Origin of the sequence: Streptomyces sp. Y20, from assembly GCF_043195475.1 — a bacterium.
Taxonomy (GTDB): domain Bacteria; phylum Actinomycetota; class Actinomycetes; order Streptomycetales; family Streptomycetaceae; genus Streptomyces.
In genome coordinates this window covers 1-15027 of the sequence record NZ_JBIDDP010000011.1, presented here as the reverse complement: position 1 = coordinate 15027, position 15027 = coordinate 1, and the positions used below count along the sequence as shown (strand labels likewise).

The window sequence follows — 15027 nt, the reverse complement described above, 5'->3', positions numbered from 1 at the left end:
TGGCTACGGCGAGCCAGCCTGGGCGGTTCCGCTGGACAGGTGCTGACAGGTCGCTGGCGGGAGCACGGCGGCGCCCGTCCACCGAGCTGCGAGTCGCTCGACAGCGGTTCGCCCCACCTTCGGACCGGCGCCCGGCTGCGAGCGCCTGACCGTCGTCCCCGGGGAGGGCCCCGTATGGTGACCACTGGCACACTGCGGCCGCGGCCCGTGGCCTTGCTGTTCGCGGGCCAGGGCGCCCAGCACCCCGGTATGGGGCTGCACCTGTACGGCGTGGAGCCGTGCTTCACCGATGCCATGGACGAGGTGTTCGCCCTGCTGGGCCCGGGCGGGCTGGACCTGCGGGACTGCTGGCTCGCCGGGCGCGCGGACGGCTTCGACGACGCCGGCCGGGCACAGCCGCTGCTCTTCGCCCTCGGGTACGCGCTGGCCCGTCTGCTCCTCGGACGGGGCGTGCGGCCGGCGGCGCTGCTGGGCCACAGCGTCGGGGAGGCCGTCGCGGCCGTCGTGGCGGATGTGGTGTCCCTGCCGGACGCGGTGCGGCTCCTGGTGGCGCGCACCACCGCGGCACGGACGACGCCGCCCGGCGGCATGCTGGCCGTGGCCACGTCACCCGGCACGCTGGCCGGCCTCCTGCCGGAGGGCGTGGCCGTGGCCGCGGTCAACGGCCCGAATCAGATCCTGCTCGCCGGAGCCCGTGAGCCGCTCGCCGAGGCGGAGAGCCGGCTGCGGGCCCGGGGGGTGCCCTGCCGTCCGGCCCGTGCCCGGCAGGGATTCCACAGTCCCCTGATGGAGCCCGCGGTCGCGGCGACGCTCCCGGAGTACGAGCGGACCCGCTGGCGTCCCCCGGCCGTCCGCCTGTACTCGGCGGCCACGGGGGGCCCACTCACCGCCGGTGAGGCGACCGATCCGCGGTTCTGGGGCCGGCAGCTGGCAGGACCCGTCCTGTTCGGACCGGCGCTGCACCGGATGCTCACCGACGACGACTTGCTCCTGGTGGACGCCGGTCCCGGCCAGAGCCTGCTGAGTCTGGCCCGCCGGCACCCGGCGGTCGCCTCGGGTCGCAGCCGCGCCGTGTCCCTGCTGCCCCCGGCGCACGCCGCGCCCGGCCTCGCGGGGAGGGCACTCGCGGACGCCGTCGAGCGCATCCGGGCGGAGGGACACACTCCGCGTGTCCAGTGATCGTCCATCGCCGGCCACCAGACTCGTGACGTGACCGGCCCTGCCGTGGCGTGGTGCCGGCAGGGTCCACCAGCGAGCCTGTCGTGCCGGGCCCGACCGACGTGGAAGTGAGACGTATGACGACGAGCCCCACAAACCCGACCGCGTGCCCGTACCCGTTCAAGCGGCCATCCGCGCTCGAACAGCCTTCGGAGCTGCGCACCATCCACAAGGACCCGGTCGTCCCGGTGACACTGCCCAGCGGCGACCGGGCCCTGCTGATCACCCGTTACGCGGACATGCGCGCGGTCCTCTCCGACGAACGGGTGAGCCGCGACCTGACCCGGCCGGGGACCGCCCGCATGACGAAGGACAACGTCATGTTCCAGGACCCCGTGATCAGCCCGGACCCGCCGGAGCACACCCGGATGCGGCGCCTGATCACGAAGGCGTTCACGGCCCGGCGAGTCGAGCAGCTTCGGCCCCGCGCCGAGAAGGTGGTCGCGGAACTGCTGGACGCGATGGAAGCAGGCCCCCGGCCCGCCGACATCAACGAGGCTTTGGCGTTCCCGCTGACCATCCGGATGACCTGCGAGCTCCTCGGCGTCCCGCTGGAGGACCAGAACCGGTTCCGCGTCTGGACCGACCACTTCCTGTCCGTGAGCCGCTTCACCGGCGAGGAGATCGGCCGGGCCCGTGGCGAACTGATCGCCTACGTACAGCAGTTGGTGGCGGCCAAGCGGGACGAGCCCGGGGACGACCTGATCAGCGCGATGATCACGGCCCAGGACGATGATGCCTCGAGCCTCACCGAGTACGAGCTGGTCTACTGGACGATGCTGCTGCTGATCGCCGGCTACGAGACCACGGCCGGGCAGCTGGGTTCCAGCCTGGTCGTCATGCTGAGCGACCCGGAGGCACTGGCGCAGCTCCGCCGCCGGCCCGAACTGCTGCCCTCCGCCGTGGAGGAGCTCCTGCGCCTCCAGGTCATGGGTTCCTCCCTGTCCATGCTGCGGTACGTGAAGGAGGACATCGAGGTGAGCGGGGTCCGTATCCCGGCCGGATCGAGCATTGTTCCCTCGATCGAGTCGGCCAACATGGACCCGGAGGTCTTCTCCGCTCCCGAGGCCTTCGACATCACCCGGCAGGACAACCGGCATGTCACCTTCAGCACGGGCCTGCACTACTGTGCCGGGGCCGCGCTGGCCCGGATGGAACTCCAGGTGGCGCTGGGCGAGGTGATGCGGCGCTTCCCCGGGCTGCGGCTGGCGGCGCCTGCGGACGAGCTGCCGAGGAACGAGGGCGCTTTGATCCAGAACTTCACCGAGATCCCCGTCCACTGGTGAACGCGCGGCCGGGCCGCGCACCCGAGGAGGGTGCGCGGCCTGGACCGTCGCGCCGCCGGGTCCCGTGCAAGGACGGCTGTGTCAGCGCAGCAGGAGCAGGGCCTTCGACAAGTGCCCCATGACCGTGAAGTGCGGGACGCCCGGCGGATCGCGCCGAACGTGGGCCCGGTTGCGGATGAACCCCTTGTGGAGTGCCAGTCCGTGCACGGACACGGACGCCCCTGGCGGCAGCAGCAGCCTCACCACGCTCTTCTGCGCCGCCAATTCGATGCGCACCTCGGGGTGTCGCAGTACGGCGTCGCGGAAGTCCAGCCGGATGAGGGCGTCGTAGCCGTCGACGAACAGAACATCCGGCACCTCCCAGCGGCCGTCGAGTCGCGATACCGCCTTCACCGCGTGCACCCGGAGCGGAGCCGGGGCCACCGCGGCCGGCAGATCGACCACGGCCGCCTCTACCTCGGCTCGGGTGGCGGCGGAGAGGACCGAGGCGAGACGGCGGTCCAGCTCGTCCAGCGGGATCCGGCCCTCCCCCACCGCGTCCTGTACCTGCCGCGCCGCCCGTTCCCGCTCCGCGTCGGACGCCCGCAGCCGCTTCGCTCGGGTGTGGTCCGGCTCCTCGGCCATGGCCGGCAGCCCCCTTTCCCAGGTTCGACTCCGCTTCACCATACGACGGGCAGGGCGGCGAGGTTCCGTATGACGCCCGACGTGCAGACCAGTTCCTCCACCGGCCCGGCAAGACGCAGCCCGGGGAATCTGGCGAGGAGCCGGCCGAAGGCCACCGTCAGTTCCAATCGGGCCAGTTGCGAGCCGAGGCAGTAGTGCGCACCCAGTCCGAAGGCCAGATGCGGGTTGTGCTCGCGCTCGGGGTCGAAGACGGCCGCGTCGCCGAAGACGGCTTCGTCCCGGTTGGCCGACGTGATCGCGGGCAGGACCGCCTCACCGGCCCGTACGAGGACGCCGCCCAGCTGTACGTCTTCCGTGGCGACCCGGATGGTGCCGCCGTTGACGCCCGCCGTGCTGTACCGCAGGACCTCCTCGACGGCGGGCGGGATCCGTTCCGGGTGACGCGCGAGCCGGTCCGCCAGCCCGGGGCGACTCAGCAGCTGCACCGCTCCGTTGGCCAGGGTGCTGGACGTCGTGTGGTAGCCCGCGATCAGCAGAGTGACACCGAAGACGACCAGTTCCTGCTCGCTCAGCCGGTCGTGGTCCTCCCGTGCGGCGATCAGCAGATCCAGCAGGTCCTCCTGGGCCGGTCTGCCGCGCTTGGCCTCGATCAGCCCGGCCAGATACCGGGCGAGTCCGGCGCGTGCCGCGCGCACCTGGTCGGGGGTGTGGCTGCCGAGGCTGAGCATCACGTCGGCCCAGTGGCAGAACCGGTCACGGTCGTCGTACGGCACGCCGAGCAACTGGCACATGACGGCCACGGGCAGGGGCATGGCCAGGCCGCTCACCAGGTCGGCCGGTGGCCCTGTGCGCTGCATCGCGGCCAGAAGGTCGTCAGTGGTCCGCTCGGCGAAGGGCCGCAGCCGCTCGATCGGCTTCTTGCCGAAGGCGCGGGCGACCAGCTTGTGCAGCCGCGTGTGCTCGGGCGGGTCCATCGACAGTATGGTCGACGGGTCGGGAAGCAGGGGCCGCATGCGGGGTGCGTCGGGGCGGGCCGCGGCCGCCCGGCTGAAGCGCGCGTCCGTCAGCACCGTACGCACGTCGTCGTACCGGGTGACCAGCCATCCGCTGTCGCCGGTGGCGAACCGCACCCGGGCGACCGGGCAGCCGGCCCTGAGTTCCGCGTATTCCTCGGCGATATCCACCGGCCCCGGGCTGGGGAACGGGAAGCGCCTCGCCTCCGGCTGGTTCATCGCCCCTCCCTCACCAACTGGGCCACGCCCTGGGTCTGGGCGGCCGGACAATGCGCGGCTTGCCCGTCCTGGCCCGGCGGCTGGGAGCCGAAAGCCGGGCCGCGGTCCGCTTCGAGGAGCTGCAAGCCGCTTCGGCCCAGCTCCGCGCCGGAGAGTTCGAAGGTCCTGCACAGGTCGCCCTCGGGCGACCCGAGGGCCTTCAGCCGGCTCTGCGGATCGGCGAGCCAGGCGGCGAGATCCCGCAGCCGCCACCGCGGCTGCTGACGGAACTGGTGCGCGGCGGCGCTTATGGCGGCGGGCAGACAGCCGCACATCCTGACCACCTGTTCGGCGTGCTCTCGGTCGTTCACCACGTGCTCCGGCAGGATCAGCGACGCCAGTAGCTGGACCCCTTCGTTGACCGACAGCGGGGCCAGGTCGAACGCCACCACATCGCCCAACCCGACGAGGTGCGACCGGCTGGTGAGGATGGTCGCGCACTCCGGACCGCTGGGCAGGAGGGGCAGCACCTGATCGGCCGACGTGACGTTGTCCAGAATGACCAGCAGCCGACGGTCCGCGCTCCAGGAACGGAACCGCCTCCTGCCCTCCGCCGGACCCTCTGACGGGCTGAACTCGATCCCGGCCTGCCGCAGCATGCGGGCCATCGCCTCGTCGCAGGTCAGGGGGCGCCCTTGCCCGTCCCGGAGGTCCAGGTACAACAGGCCGCCGGCAAACCGAGGACGAAGGCGTCGGGCCACGTGCAGCGCCAGGGCGCTCTTGCCCACTCCCGGCATGCCGTGCAGGGCCACGAGCTGCGGCCGGGAGTCGGCGCGGGGCACGTCCATGAAGGCGGTGCTCAACAGCGCCTCCAGCTGAGCAGCCGAAAACTGGTGGATGATCACTTGCTGCTTGTCCGCGGGCAGGGCCCGGGGCGGGAACCTCAGCTGCACCCCCGTCCGCTTCTCGCCCGGGAGGTCCAGGCCCGGGTCGGCCCGCAGGATCGCCCGGTTCAAGTGCTCCAGTTCGCTCGACGGGTCGACACCGAGTTCGTCGACGAGGCGGCGCCGCAGGGAGTGGTACACCTCCAGCGCCTCCAGCCGGCGATCCGAGCGGTAGAGGGCCAGCATGAGCTGGGCGGGGAATCCCTCGTGCAGCGGATGACTCGTGGTGAGGGCCTTGAGGTCGGGAATCAGCTCCTGATGCCTGCCGAGCTGGAGACCTGCCTCCATGCGCATCTCGAAGGCACGCAGGCGCGCTTCCTCGAAGTGGACGAGACTCGCCTCCAGGAGTGGTCCGACCGAGATGTCCTCGAGCATGTTTCCGCGCCACAGGGAGAGCGCCTCTCCGAGCAGCGTCGACGCCCGGTCAGGCCGGCCGCCTCCCAGCGCCTCCTGTCCCATGCGGAACAGCTGCTCGAACAGGGTGAGGTCCAGTTGTTCGGCCTGGGTCCTTAAGAGGTAACTCGAGTTGACGGTGAGGAGCAGTTCCCGCTCTCCGACGCGCCGGTGGGGGCACAGTTTCTTCCGCAGCCGGTAGATGTAGGTCTGGAGCGTGGTGGCGGCGCTGACCGGCGGCTCGCCCGACCACAGTTCGTCGATGAGGGATTCGGGCCTGAGCGGACGGTTCGCATGCAGGATCAGCGCGGCCAGCACGTGCCGCAGTTTGGGCGAGGTCGGAGTCACCAACGTCTCTCCGCTGTAGACTTCGAGGCTTCCCAGTATTCCGAATTGCATGCTGTTCCCCCTTTTGTTGAACTGCCACTGTGCTGGGATGCGCTTTCACGGTCCCGGAAAATCACCTCGCACCGACCACTCCTACCGGACTGCCACCGGGCCCGTCATTCCGTCGAGGAGCAGCCTTTTCACCTGCGCACCATGAGGAAGCAGGCCGCGTGTTCGGGGCGAGGTGGATCCGGTAATCGTTCGATGGTGAAGGCATGTCCGAATAGACGCTGCTCCTCCCCGGGCTCCATAACCGTATGGAGCAGCCGCGAGATTCTCCGCCGGGCCACCAGCGGCAGCTCCTTCTTGTCCGCCGAGAAGCACCACAGGAAGAACTGGGTACCGCTGCGGGACATCCGAAACACGGTGCGTACCATCGCACTGCGAACGGGGCCAGTGGTGTCATCCAGGGTTCCGTAATCGACGAGCAGATCGAAAGGCCCGTCGACACCGGGGATATGGTCGGCCGAGAGGTCGCCGTGGACGAAGCGGCAGTGGTCGGCGACGCCCGCCTCGAGGGCGCGTTCGCGAGCGCGCTCCAGCGCGTACTCGGTGAAGTCGACGCCGACGACGTCGAAGCCGTTCTCGGCCAGGAACACGGCGTTGGCTCCTGTGCCGCACCCCAGGTCAAGGGCTCTGGGGCGGTCCGGAGACCGCGGGTCGGCCGTGATTCGCCCCTGAGCCAGGAGTTCACGCAGCTCCGGCCCGACGCCGTGCTCCCATGCGGCGCCTCGCTTGTACAGCACTGTGTAAAGCCACGGTCTCATCATAAACCCTTTCGATTGGCCGACACCCGTGGTCCGAAAATCGGCCGGTTCCCGTCCCTGGCTCAGTGACCAATTGTGACCGCCAGGCCGTTCAGCAGCAGAACGATGAAGGCGGAGATCGTTCTGATCCCGTGCCAGCGCCGCCATAAGGGCCGAGGATCGCGCCAGTCGGCCGGCACCGTGTCGTCGGCAACCTGCCGGACCAGTTTGTTCAATGGCACGTTGCAGAGGTGCGAAACCGCCTCCACCACCAGAATGCCGACAATGGATACGAGCAACAGGGCCCGGGCCGTCCAGGAATCCGTCAGCAGTACCAGCACGACGTCCGCCAGGAGGGTCGCGTTGACCAGCAACGGCATCGTCGGGTGATACCCCTTTCCGAGCAGGTGGTGCGTCTGTACGTACCTGTCCGGCGGCATGGCGCTGAGGGCGGGAAGCACGCTGACGGCCACCGCGAAGAACACGCCGGCCACCAGGCCGCTGCCGAATATGACGGTGACACTGACGAGTTGGACCACTCCCACGTCCCCTCTCCTACTCGCTCCTCTTTCCGTCCGCAGAGACAGCGGTCCGGTGATGCCGCGATGTGCTCGATCGTCCGTACGGACACTCGCAGCTCACTGGACACAGTCGCGGCGGCCCTGCCGTACGGTCCCCGGGTGTGCCTGCGATCGTGCGGCGCGTCGACGGACCGTCCAGCGATGTGCCAGCGACGCCGGGCAGCATCGTCGGCAAAGTAAGTGGAGCGCTCGGTCGCCTGCCGGCTGCCGGGTCGCCCACACGCAGACGAGGTGACATGGGATGGTGACGTACGCGTCGGCTCTGGTGACCGGAGCCTCCAGCGGTATCGGGCAGAGCCTGACCCGGCGGCTCGCGACACAGGGGACCGATGTCGTGGTGGTGGCCCGCCGTACCGGGCGTCTCGAGGAGTTGGCCGAGGAACTGCGCAGCCGCCACGGGGTGTCCGTCGAGGTGCTGCCGGCAGATCTGACGGTGCCGGAGGAATTGGACACCGTGGCAAAGCGCCTGACCGCCGTCGAGCGGCCGATCGATCTGCTGGTCAACAACGCCGGGGCGGGCTCGCGCCCGCCGCACCCCCTCGTCGACCAGCCGCTGGATCACGAGTTGGGGAAGGTGGAACTGAACGTCGTGGCTCCGCTGCGGCTGACGCACGCGGCACTGTCCGCGTTCCTGCCGCGTCGGCACGGCGGCATTCTCAACGTCTCGTCGATAGCGGGCTTCCTGCCCCAGCCCCAGGGCGCGACCTACGCCGCGTCCAAGGCGTTCATGACGTCCATGACCGAGACCGTGTACTGCGAGGCACGCCGTTCGGGAGTCCACGTCACCGTGGTCTGCCCCGGTTTCGTCCGGCGCGGTGAGGGCGGGGCGGACGGCGGCACCCGGAGTTTCCGCCTTCCGGAGTCGTTCTGGCTGGACCGGGACGACGTGGCCCGCGAGGCGATCGATGCGGTGCAGACCGGCCGGCCGGTCTGCATTCCCGGGCGTCCCTACCGGGCCGCCATCGCCCTGAGCCGGGTACTCCCCCGCGCGATCTCCCGCCACGCCTTCGAGCGCCTGTGGGCACGCTGAGCCGAGCCGGACCCCGCTCGGGTGGCCAGGCCGCCGGGCCCGGCCACCCCGGCCGCGCCGCACCTGCCGCTAGCCCCAATTGCGGGCACGCGGCGGGAGGGCGAAGGACAGCAGGAACACCAGGACCATGGCTCCCACCGTGCACCACAGGGTGCGCTGGAGCGCGAGGGTGAAGTTCTGGCCGTTGGCCATGGAGCCGGCGTGCTCCAGTGCGACCGCCACCTTCTTGTCCGCCAGGGTCGGCGGGGCGTCGGCCCCCTTCCCGTCGCCGGCCCCGGTGGCACGGCAGCTCTCCGGCGTCGCCGCCTGGTCCGTGGCAGCCATCCTGTCGTGGTAGCAGGTCTTGAACACGCGGATCACCTGGTCCTGAGCGTCGGCCGGCAGGTGGGCGGCGGACATCTCCGCCCTCAGCTCGGGAGCGACCCGGTCCACCATGCCGGAGGACTGGGTCCCCAGCAGCGAGAAGAAGACGACGCCGAGGATCGCGATCCCCGCCGACGCACCGACCTGGGTAATGGCGTTGACCAGGCCGGAGGCCGACCCGATCTCCCGGGGTTCCACGGCCGCGAGGACGATACCGAACAGCGACGAGACCACGGCACCCATCCCCAGACCCGCGACGAGCAGGCTGGGCATCAGCTGCCAGGAGGTGGCGTGCAGGCCCTGGTGGTGCAGGGTCAGGATGACTCCGGTGAAGGCCGCGGCCATGACCAGCGCGCCGAGGCTGAGGAGCTTGCGGCCGAGCCTGGGAGCCAGCACCGCCCCGGAGACACCCGATCCCACCGCCATGCCCAGTGACCAGGGCAGCGCGGTGAGTCCCGCGTGCATGATCTCGAAGCCGCGCCCGACCTGGAGGTACAGCATGAAGACGAAGAAGAAGCCGATCAGCGCGGCGAAGAACAGGAACGCGATGACCAGGCCGCCATTGAAGGGCACCTTGCGGAACAGGCTCATCTCCACCAGCGGGGAGCGCTGGGCGCGGCCCTTGCGGATCTGGACGACGGCGAACAGGGCGAAGACGGGAACCGACGCGGCCATGGACAGGTAGGTCCACAGCGGCCACCCGAGGTCCCGGCCCTTGAGCAGGGGGAACATCACGAGCAGCATCGCCGTGGTGACCAGCAGGCTGCCCACCACGTCCACCCGCTGGGCGTGCTCCGACCTGGTGTTCCGCACGAACAGGGCCGCACCGACGAGAGCGACGGCGCCGACCGGGATGTTCACCAGGAAGATCGACCGCCACTCCAGGCCGAACACGTCGGCCTTGATCAGCAGTGCGCCCAGCATGGGGCCGCTGACCACGGCGAGGCCGGAGACCCCACCGAACATACCGGCGACCATGGCCCCTTCCTTGGGCGGGAACGTCGCCATGAGCGTGGACAGCACCTGCGGCACCATGAGCGCGGCGGCAGCGCCCTGGAGCAGCCGGGCGACGATCAGCATCGCCGGATCCTGCGCCGCGCCGCAGAGCGCCGAGAACACGACGAAACCGGCTACGCCGAGCACGAAGAGGTTCTTGCGGCCGAAGATGTCCCCCAGCCGGCTGCCGGTGATCAGTACCAGCGCGAACGCGAGCGCATAGCCCGAAGCCACCCACTGCGCATCGGAGTTGCTGACACCGAGGTCCCGCTGGAGCGACGGGATGGCCACATTGACGATGGTCCCGTCCAGCAGGTCCATGAAGCTCGCCAGCAGCAGCGCGACGAGCGCCCACCACCGCCGCGCGCTCCGGGCCTGTCCGCCGTTCGGTTCGACGGACACCCCTGACTCAGCTGTAGTCACATCGGTCTCCTTGCTCGTTCATCCCCTGATCGAGGAAGACACGTAATAGACACGTAAGGTATGGGTGGGAGCACGATGGCCGCTCGGATCGTTTGCGCATCCTAGCCGCCCATCTTCGGACAGTTTGACCGCCCTGCGGGCATTGAAAACCACCCTGCTAGAGTGTATTTTGATTTGCGAGCTAAGATATTAGGAGGGCTTGAGTAAGCATGTCAACCGATCTGCCACCCAGGGACGAACTCGTCGGGGCGCTCTCCTGGAAGATGCGCCGGCTCAGTGCCGAAACGGTGCTGTTCCACCAGCGGATCGCCGACCGCCTCGGCATCAACGCCACCGACCTGAAGTGCCTCGACCTCGCCGCCGGCCCCGAACCGCTCACCGCCGGCCGGCTGGCCGAGGTCTCCGGACTCACCTCCGGCTCCATCACCGGTGTGGTCAACCGCCTGGAGAGGGCGGGGCTCGTGCGCCGGGAACAGGACCCGAACGACCGCCGCAAAGTGATCATCACGGTCAGCCCGGACGTGCCGTCCCGCGTCGCCGGGCTCTTCGGCTCCATCACGACCTCGATGCTCGATCTCTGCGCGCGCTACGAGGACCACGAGATCGCACTGGTCCTCGACTTCATCAGCCACGCGACCGAGACCACCCGCGCGGAGGCGATGAAGCTCCGGCAAGGCTTCGAACAACCCGCTGCCCGCAACTGACACCGGGGTGCCGCAGTACCGGTCACCGGCCGCCTCCTCGGGGACATGGGCGCCCCGTGAGCGACGACCCCCCGGGCCACGCGGACCGCGGACGCCGACTTGTGCGAATCGGAGAACCTTTATGAAGCACATGCAGATCGACCGGCCCCAGCGCATGACCCTGCAAGGAGTGACGGCCGTCCGCTCCTTCGTCGTGCGCGGCCGCCTCCAGGTGATCGGCACGAACGACGACTTCGTGACGCTGGAGGTCGCGGAACTCGACCGGAATCCGTTACGCCTCCAGATCGACGACGGACTGCTCTTCCTCGGCCACCAGGGCACCGACTGGCGGCAGCTCGTCAAGGGCCGGCTGAGCCGGCGGCGCGCGCAGCACGTCGTCATGTCGCTCGCCGTACCGCGTCACTGCAAGCTCGACCTGTGGTCGGTCCAGGCCGAGGTCGCGGTGCTCGACAGCGCCACCGAGGTCCATGTGCACAACGGCGGCGGCGGAACCACGCTGAACCTGTTGTCGGGCCAGGTCGACGTGGAGACGTCCTCCGGCCATGTGGACGCCATCGATCTGAGCGGCGACGTGGACATCAGATCGGTGTCCGGAGCCGTCGCGTTGTCCGCCGTGCCCCGTCCGACACGCAACCTCAAACTGTCCAGTGTCTCGGGCGATCTCAGCATCCGGTTACCGGAGGACGCTGACGTCAGGGTCACTCTGGAATCCGTGAACGGACGGGTCTCCAGCCAGTTCAGCAGTGTCAGCCCGGTTAAGATGCCGATGCAGCACAGAGCCCGAGGGGATCTCGGCCGCGGCAGCGCGTCGGTGTGGGCCAACAGCGTCTCCGGCCGGATCGCGCTGCTCAAGGGCGGCTTCGAGGAAGGCGGCATCGCGGACTAGGAGTAGTGGAGCGGATGAGTGACAGCCGCCGATTCGCCTACGGTGAGGTCCGGTTCCACCTGCTGGAGGAGCTGGCCCGGCGCCCGCGGCACGGTTACGAGCTGCTCACCGCGCTGAGCGAGAAGTTCGGTGGTGCCTACCGGCCTTCTCCCGGCACCGTGTATCCGAGGCTGCGCCGGCTCGAGGCCGAGGGACTCGTCCGTCACGAGCTGGTCCGGGGCCGGAAGGTCTACCACCTCACCGACGCGGGCCGACGGGAACTGGAGGAGGCCGGCGACGACTCCGCTCCCGAGGCGAGTGATCAGGACATGGCAGGGGCGTCGGCGACAGCCGCGGGCGGCCTCAGCGAGTCCATCCGGAGCGACGTCGAGGCGATCGTGCGGGACTTCCGTGAGCAGTTCCAGGCGGCGACGGGTCGTCCCACCGACACTTCCGACGATCAGAACTGGTTCACCTGGGCCGGCTGGGCCTCCCCCGGTGCACAGCCGACCGGCCGGGAACGTCTGCGGCATCGGCTGGGCGAGGTCACCGCAGCGGCCCAGGACCTGCTCGCGGAGGAATCCGTGCCGGATGACTCCCTGCGGCAGGCAGCACGTCTGCTCGCCGAGACGGCCGACGCGCTGCGCACGCTCCTGCCCCGGGACTGACCGGGTCCGGCCCACCGTCCGGATCAGGAGCCCGAAAAGGTGCCTTCGCGACCCGGCACCCGCCCGGTCCCGAGGCGGTTCGACCAGTAAGACACACCTGGCCTGCGAGGGGTCGGTGCCGCCCTTCGGACCGGGGCGGCGGCCCCAGGTCCGGCCCCTCACCGAGGAGACAAGGGCTACAGCTGGGATCTTCAGGTAGGCGGTGGTCGGCCAGGGGGACGGCCGAGTCCCGTGCTGCGGCAACAGCTGCTGGTGATGTCGGCGTCGTTGCCCTGGACCGGCTGCGTGCCGCCATGGCCGCGGCCATGATCCCGGCTGAGCCCAAGGGAAGTGGGTCCCGCCGGAGCCGACCACATCGACGATTCAGCTCAGCCAGTCACCTCATGGCTATGGGTGCGGGGCTGGTCCCCTGTCCTGCCTGCCGGTCGCTCCCGGACGCCGGCGCCACGGCGGTCCTGGCCTGCCCAGCCCGGCGCGCCTGCGGCGGCGGACCACTGGTGGCCAGCGACAGAATAGTGCTCACCATCGAGGCCACGGAGGCGAGGGCCGTGTCGAGGCACTCGTTCCGGAGGCTCTCCCCGCACCGGGCGGCGCCCGCGCCGGGTTGCTCTCCGACCGCGGGCTGCGGCAGGTCGTCCCCCCGGCGGACCTCTGCGGCCCAACCCCGGCCGCAGTATGCGCGGCGCGACGGCACCTCGTACCCCCCGTCGTTCCGCCCACCCGAACCGGTCTTCCGTGTCAGCGGTTCCACCATGCCTCCGCAGTGCCGAAGTTCCCCTGTTCACAGAGTTCAACGGGTGGCTGGGAACCTTCTGGAGCATCGGTCGCCGTTCGGTCCTCGGCAACGACGACCGCCGCCGTGGCCGGCAATCGGTGACACCGCCGGAGCTGATGGGCCGGGTGAACGCGGCCGTCCACAAGGTCGTGTCGGGCACGCTGCCGCTCGGTGGCGTCCTGGGCGGGCGCTCGGCAACCTGATCGGAGTGCGGCCCAGCCTCTGGCTGGCGCTCATCGGTTCCTGGGCGGCCGGCTGGTGCGTGCTCTTCTCCTCGTTCCGTCACCTGCGGGATGCCCCACGCCCCACACCCGCGTGCCCGTCCCCGTGCCCGTGCCCGTCATCGATGAGCGGCACAGCGGACTGCGTCGTCAATGAACCACCCGGCGAGCTGATCATGCCGGACTCGGGCCGGCCCGCTTTGCGCGGTTGCGGAAACGAAACATTCTTCGGCGTCGCGGCGCCCGACGCGGTGCCGGGCGGCCGGAACGGCGGAACGACGGCCGGCTGCCCCGCTTCATCTGGTTTGCCCGGTGCCGGTGTGCGAGGAGTAGGAGTGGGTAGGTGGGCCGACCGGATGCTTCCGCCCGTCACCACAAGGGCTCACATCACGCGATGTTTCCGATCGCGACCCACAGTGGCGGGCCAGCAAGGAGGAGATCATGAAGTTGACGCGACGGATCGCGGTCGCAGGCGCTTGTGCCGCGATCGCCGGAGGCGCTCTGCTGGCCGGCGGGAGCCCGGCGCTGGCGGCCACACCTGGGGCGGCTGGGCACCTCCCGGTCCACGGCACCGCGGGAGGCGCCTGCGGTCACCACGCGGCCCGGCAGGCCACCGACCCGTGGATCGCGGACCAGCTGGCCACCTTCTATCCGTCGTCCACCCAGCGGGCAGCCGTGTTCGACCCCTGGGTGAAGGACCAGCTGGCCCTGTTCCCTCCCGCCTCCCGGTAAGTCCCGCAGCATGAGCACGGGGCTGCTCTCCTGCTGACCCTGCGCGGGAAGCGGTACGGCGTGTGACGGTGCGGCGGCGCTTCCGGTACAGCGGTGTCCACCCGCCCGTCCACGACATCGATGACTGTCCGGGGCCGCACGGGATACCAGCAGGTCATGACGTTGATTACCGCAGTGCGTGACATGGACCGCCGTCTGACCAAGCGGGTGGCCGCCTGGCAGGAGCCCCACATCCACCGGACACTCTCGGCGGTGGAGGAAGCCGCGGAGAGCTCCAAGCTGTGGTGCGGAGCGGCCCTGGTGATGGCCTGCACCGGCGGACGTCGGGGCCGGAAGGCCGCGGTCTCGGGTCTGGCGGCTCTGGCTCTGGCACAGCTGGTGTCCAACGGTGTGTGCAAGCAGGTGGCCGACCGGCCGCGTCCGCCCAAGGAGTGGATCCCGCACGACGAGGTCGAGGACCGGCCCGATTCCTCGTCGTTCCCGTCCGGGCACACCGCGGCCGCGGTGGCCTTCACCGCTGCGCTGATCCCCTCATGGCCGACGGCCGGAGCCGCGTGCGCGGTGCCCGCCGCCCTGGTCGCCGTCGAGCGGGTGCAGTCAGGCGCCCACTACCCCAGCGATGTCGCCGCCGGTGCCGCCATCGGGCTCGGCAGTGCCTGGCTGGTCCGGCGCCTCCCGCGGCTGGCGGTGCGCGTGCGGCGGTGACGGGGAGGGGACGGGCTGGGCCGACAGGGAACGGTCAAGCGGCATCGGGCCGCCGGCCGCCGGGGTCGGCAGCCGTCAGCTCAGCGTCCGTCCTCGGCCAGTACGGCGGCCAGGAGTCCCGGGAGGCGGGCGTCCAGGTCGGCCCGGGGGCCGGG

14 protein-coding genes are annotated in these 15027 nt (G+C 70.3%); 8 read left to right on the top strand and 6 right to left on the bottom strand.

Features of this window, described 5'->3' with window-relative positions; translation table 11 throughout:
• The first annotated feature begins 174 nt into the window (after nucleotides 1-174).
• Together ACGFT1_RS25545 and ACGFT1_RS25540 are read left to right on the top strand one after the other, a co-directional pair.
• Entirely contained in the window at nucleotides 175-1179 is a 1005-nt protein-coding gene (locus ACGFT1_RS25545; protein WP_373911313.1) for an acyltransferase domain-containing protein, read from the top strand.
• Nucleotides 1180-1295: 116 nt separating this feature from the next.
• On the top strand, nucleotides 1296-2504 hold the full coding sequence (locus ACGFT1_RS25540) for a cytochrome P450 (protein WP_373911312.1): 1209 nt from the start codon (nucleotides 1296-1298) through the stop codon (nucleotides 2502-2504).
• An 81-nt stretch (nucleotides 2505-2585) separates the two neighbouring features.
• Here ACGFT1_RS25540 and ACGFT1_RS25535 read toward each other — a convergent pair whose 3' ends face one another.
• From ACGFT1_RS25535 to ACGFT1_RS25515, 5 genes are all read right to left on the bottom strand, one after another.
• Complete coding sequence (locus tag ACGFT1_RS25535) at nucleotides 2586-3128, bottom strand: DUF1707 domain-containing protein (protein WP_373911311.1); 543 nt, start codon at nucleotides 3126-3128, stop codon at nucleotides 2586-2588.
• A gap of 35 nt (nucleotides 3129-3163) precedes the next feature.
• On the bottom strand, nucleotides 3164-4360 hold the full coding sequence (locus ACGFT1_RS25530; protein ID WP_373911310.1) for a cytochrome P450: 1197 nt from the start codon (nucleotides 4358-4360) through the stop codon (nucleotides 3164-3166).
• Entirely contained in the window at nucleotides 4357-6075 is a 1719-nt protein-coding gene (locus tag ACGFT1_RS25525) for a BTAD domain-containing putative transcriptional regulator (RefSeq protein ID WP_373911309.1), read from the bottom strand. The genes ACGFT1_RS25530 and ACGFT1_RS25525 overlap by 4 nt, the downstream gene beginning before the upstream one ends.
• Nucleotides 6076-6203: 128 nt before the next feature.
• The gene (locus tag ACGFT1_RS25520; protein WP_373911308.1) at nucleotides 6204-6830 is read right to left on the bottom strand and encodes a class I SAM-dependent methyltransferase; all 627 of its coding nucleotides are present in this window, start codon (nucleotides 6828-6830) and stop codon (nucleotides 6204-6206) included.
• Nucleotides 6831-6892: 62 nt separating this feature from the next.
• Nucleotides 6893-7354, bottom strand: coding sequence for an anthrone oxygenase family protein (locus ACGFT1_RS25515; RefSeq protein WP_373911307.1), 462 nt, complete (start codon nucleotides 7352-7354; stop codon nucleotides 6893-6895).
• A 277-nt stretch (nucleotides 7355-7631) separates the two neighbouring features.
• Between ACGFT1_RS25515 and ACGFT1_RS25510 the strand changes: the two genes are divergently transcribed.
• Nucleotides 7632-8420 carry an SDR family NAD(P)-dependent oxidoreductase gene (locus ACGFT1_RS25510; protein ID WP_373911306.1) on the top strand — a complete coding sequence of 263 codons (789 nt, stop codon included), beginning with the start codon at nucleotides 7632-7634 and terminating at the stop codon, nucleotides 8418-8420.
• Between the two features lie 69 nt (nucleotides 8421-8489).
• Here ACGFT1_RS25510 and ACGFT1_RS25505 read toward each other — a convergent pair whose 3' ends face one another.
• A complete protein-coding gene (locus tag ACGFT1_RS25505) occupies nucleotides 8490-10202 on the bottom strand; it encodes an MFS transporter (protein ID WP_373911305.1) in 1713 nt (570 codons plus the stop codon).
• A 209-nt stretch (nucleotides 10203-10411) separates the two neighbouring features.
• Between ACGFT1_RS25505 and ACGFT1_RS25500 the strand changes: the two genes are divergently transcribed.
• From ACGFT1_RS25500 to ACGFT1_RS25480, 5 genes are all read left to right on the top strand, one after another.
• Nucleotides 10412-10906: a MarR family transcriptional regulator gene (locus tag ACGFT1_RS25500; RefSeq protein WP_373911304.1), complete on the top strand. Its 495-nt coding sequence runs from the start codon at nucleotides 10412-10414 to the stop codon at nucleotides 10904-10906.
• Nucleotides 10907-11027: 121 nt separating this feature from the next.
• Nucleotides 11028-11792, top strand: coding sequence for a DUF4097 domain-containing protein (locus ACGFT1_RS25495; RefSeq protein WP_373911302.1), 765 nt, complete (start codon nucleotides 11028-11030; stop codon nucleotides 11790-11792).
• A 14-nt stretch (nucleotides 11793-11806) separates the two neighbouring features.
• Nucleotides 11807-12439 (top strand): PadR family transcriptional regulator, encoded by a 633-nt coding sequence (locus tag ACGFT1_RS25490; RefSeq protein WP_373911301.1) that lies wholly within the window; start codon nucleotides 11807-11809, stop codon nucleotides 12437-12439.
• A 1437-nt stretch (nucleotides 12440-13876) separates the two neighbouring features.
• A complete protein-coding gene (locus ACGFT1_RS25485; RefSeq protein ID WP_373911300.1) occupies nucleotides 13877-14167 on the top strand; it encodes a hypothetical protein in 291 nt (96 codons plus the stop codon).
• A 156-nt stretch (nucleotides 14168-14323) separates the two neighbouring features.
• Nucleotides 14324-14872 (top strand): phosphatase PAP2 family protein, encoded by a 549-nt coding sequence (locus ACGFT1_RS25480; RefSeq protein ID WP_373911299.1) that lies wholly within the window; start codon nucleotides 14324-14326, stop codon nucleotides 14870-14872.
• Nucleotides 14873-15027: the final 155 nt, after the last annotated feature.

Bases quoted from the DNA above. Each gene is read 5' to 3' on its own strand.
- ACGFT1_RS25535 (WP_373911311.1), bottom strand. From the start codon at position 3,128: ATGGCCGAGGAGCCGGACCACACCCGAGCGAAGCGGCTGCGGGCGTCC.
- ACGFT1_RS25480 (WP_373911299.1), top strand. From the start codon at position 14,324: ATGACGTTGATTACCGCAGTGCGTGACATGGACCGCCGTCTGACCAAG.
- ACGFT1_RS25485 (WP_373911300.1), top strand. From the start codon at position 13,877: ATGAAGTTGACGCGACGGATCGCGGTCGCAGGCGCTTGTGCCGCGATC.
- ACGFT1_RS25510 (WP_373911306.1), top strand. From the start codon at position 7,632: ATGGTGACGTACGCGTCGGCTCTGGTGACCGGAGCCTCCAGCGGTATC.
- ACGFT1_RS25525 (WP_373911309.1), bottom strand. From the start codon at position 6,075: ATGCAATTCGGAATACTGGGAAGCCTCGAAGTCTACAGCGGAGAGACG.
- ACGFT1_RS25520 (WP_373911308.1), bottom strand. From the start codon at position 6,830: ATGAGACCGTGGCTTTACACAGTGCTGTACAAGCGAGGCGCCGCATGG.
- ACGFT1_RS25495 (WP_373911302.1), top strand. From the start codon at position 11,028: ATGAAGCACATGCAGATCGACCGGCCCCAGCGCATGACCCTGCAAGGA.
- ACGFT1_RS25500 (WP_373911304.1), top strand. From the start codon at position 10,412: ATGTCAACCGATCTGCCACCCAGGGACGAACTCGTCGGGGCGCTCTCC.
- ACGFT1_RS25490 (WP_373911301.1), top strand. From the start codon at position 11,807: ATGAGTGACAGCCGCCGATTCGCCTACGGTGAGGTCCGGTTCCACCTG.
- ACGFT1_RS25540 (WP_373911312.1), top strand. From the start codon at position 1,296: ATGACGACGAGCCCCACAAACCCGACCGCGTGCCCGTACCCGTTCAAG.
- ACGFT1_RS25545 (WP_373911313.1), top strand. From the start codon at position 175: ATGGTGACCACTGGCACACTGCGGCCGCGGCCCGTGGCCTTGCTGTTC.
- ACGFT1_RS25530 (WP_373911310.1), bottom strand. From the start codon at position 4,360: ATGAACCAGCCGGAGGCGAGGCGCTTCCCGTTCCCCAGCCCGGGGCCG.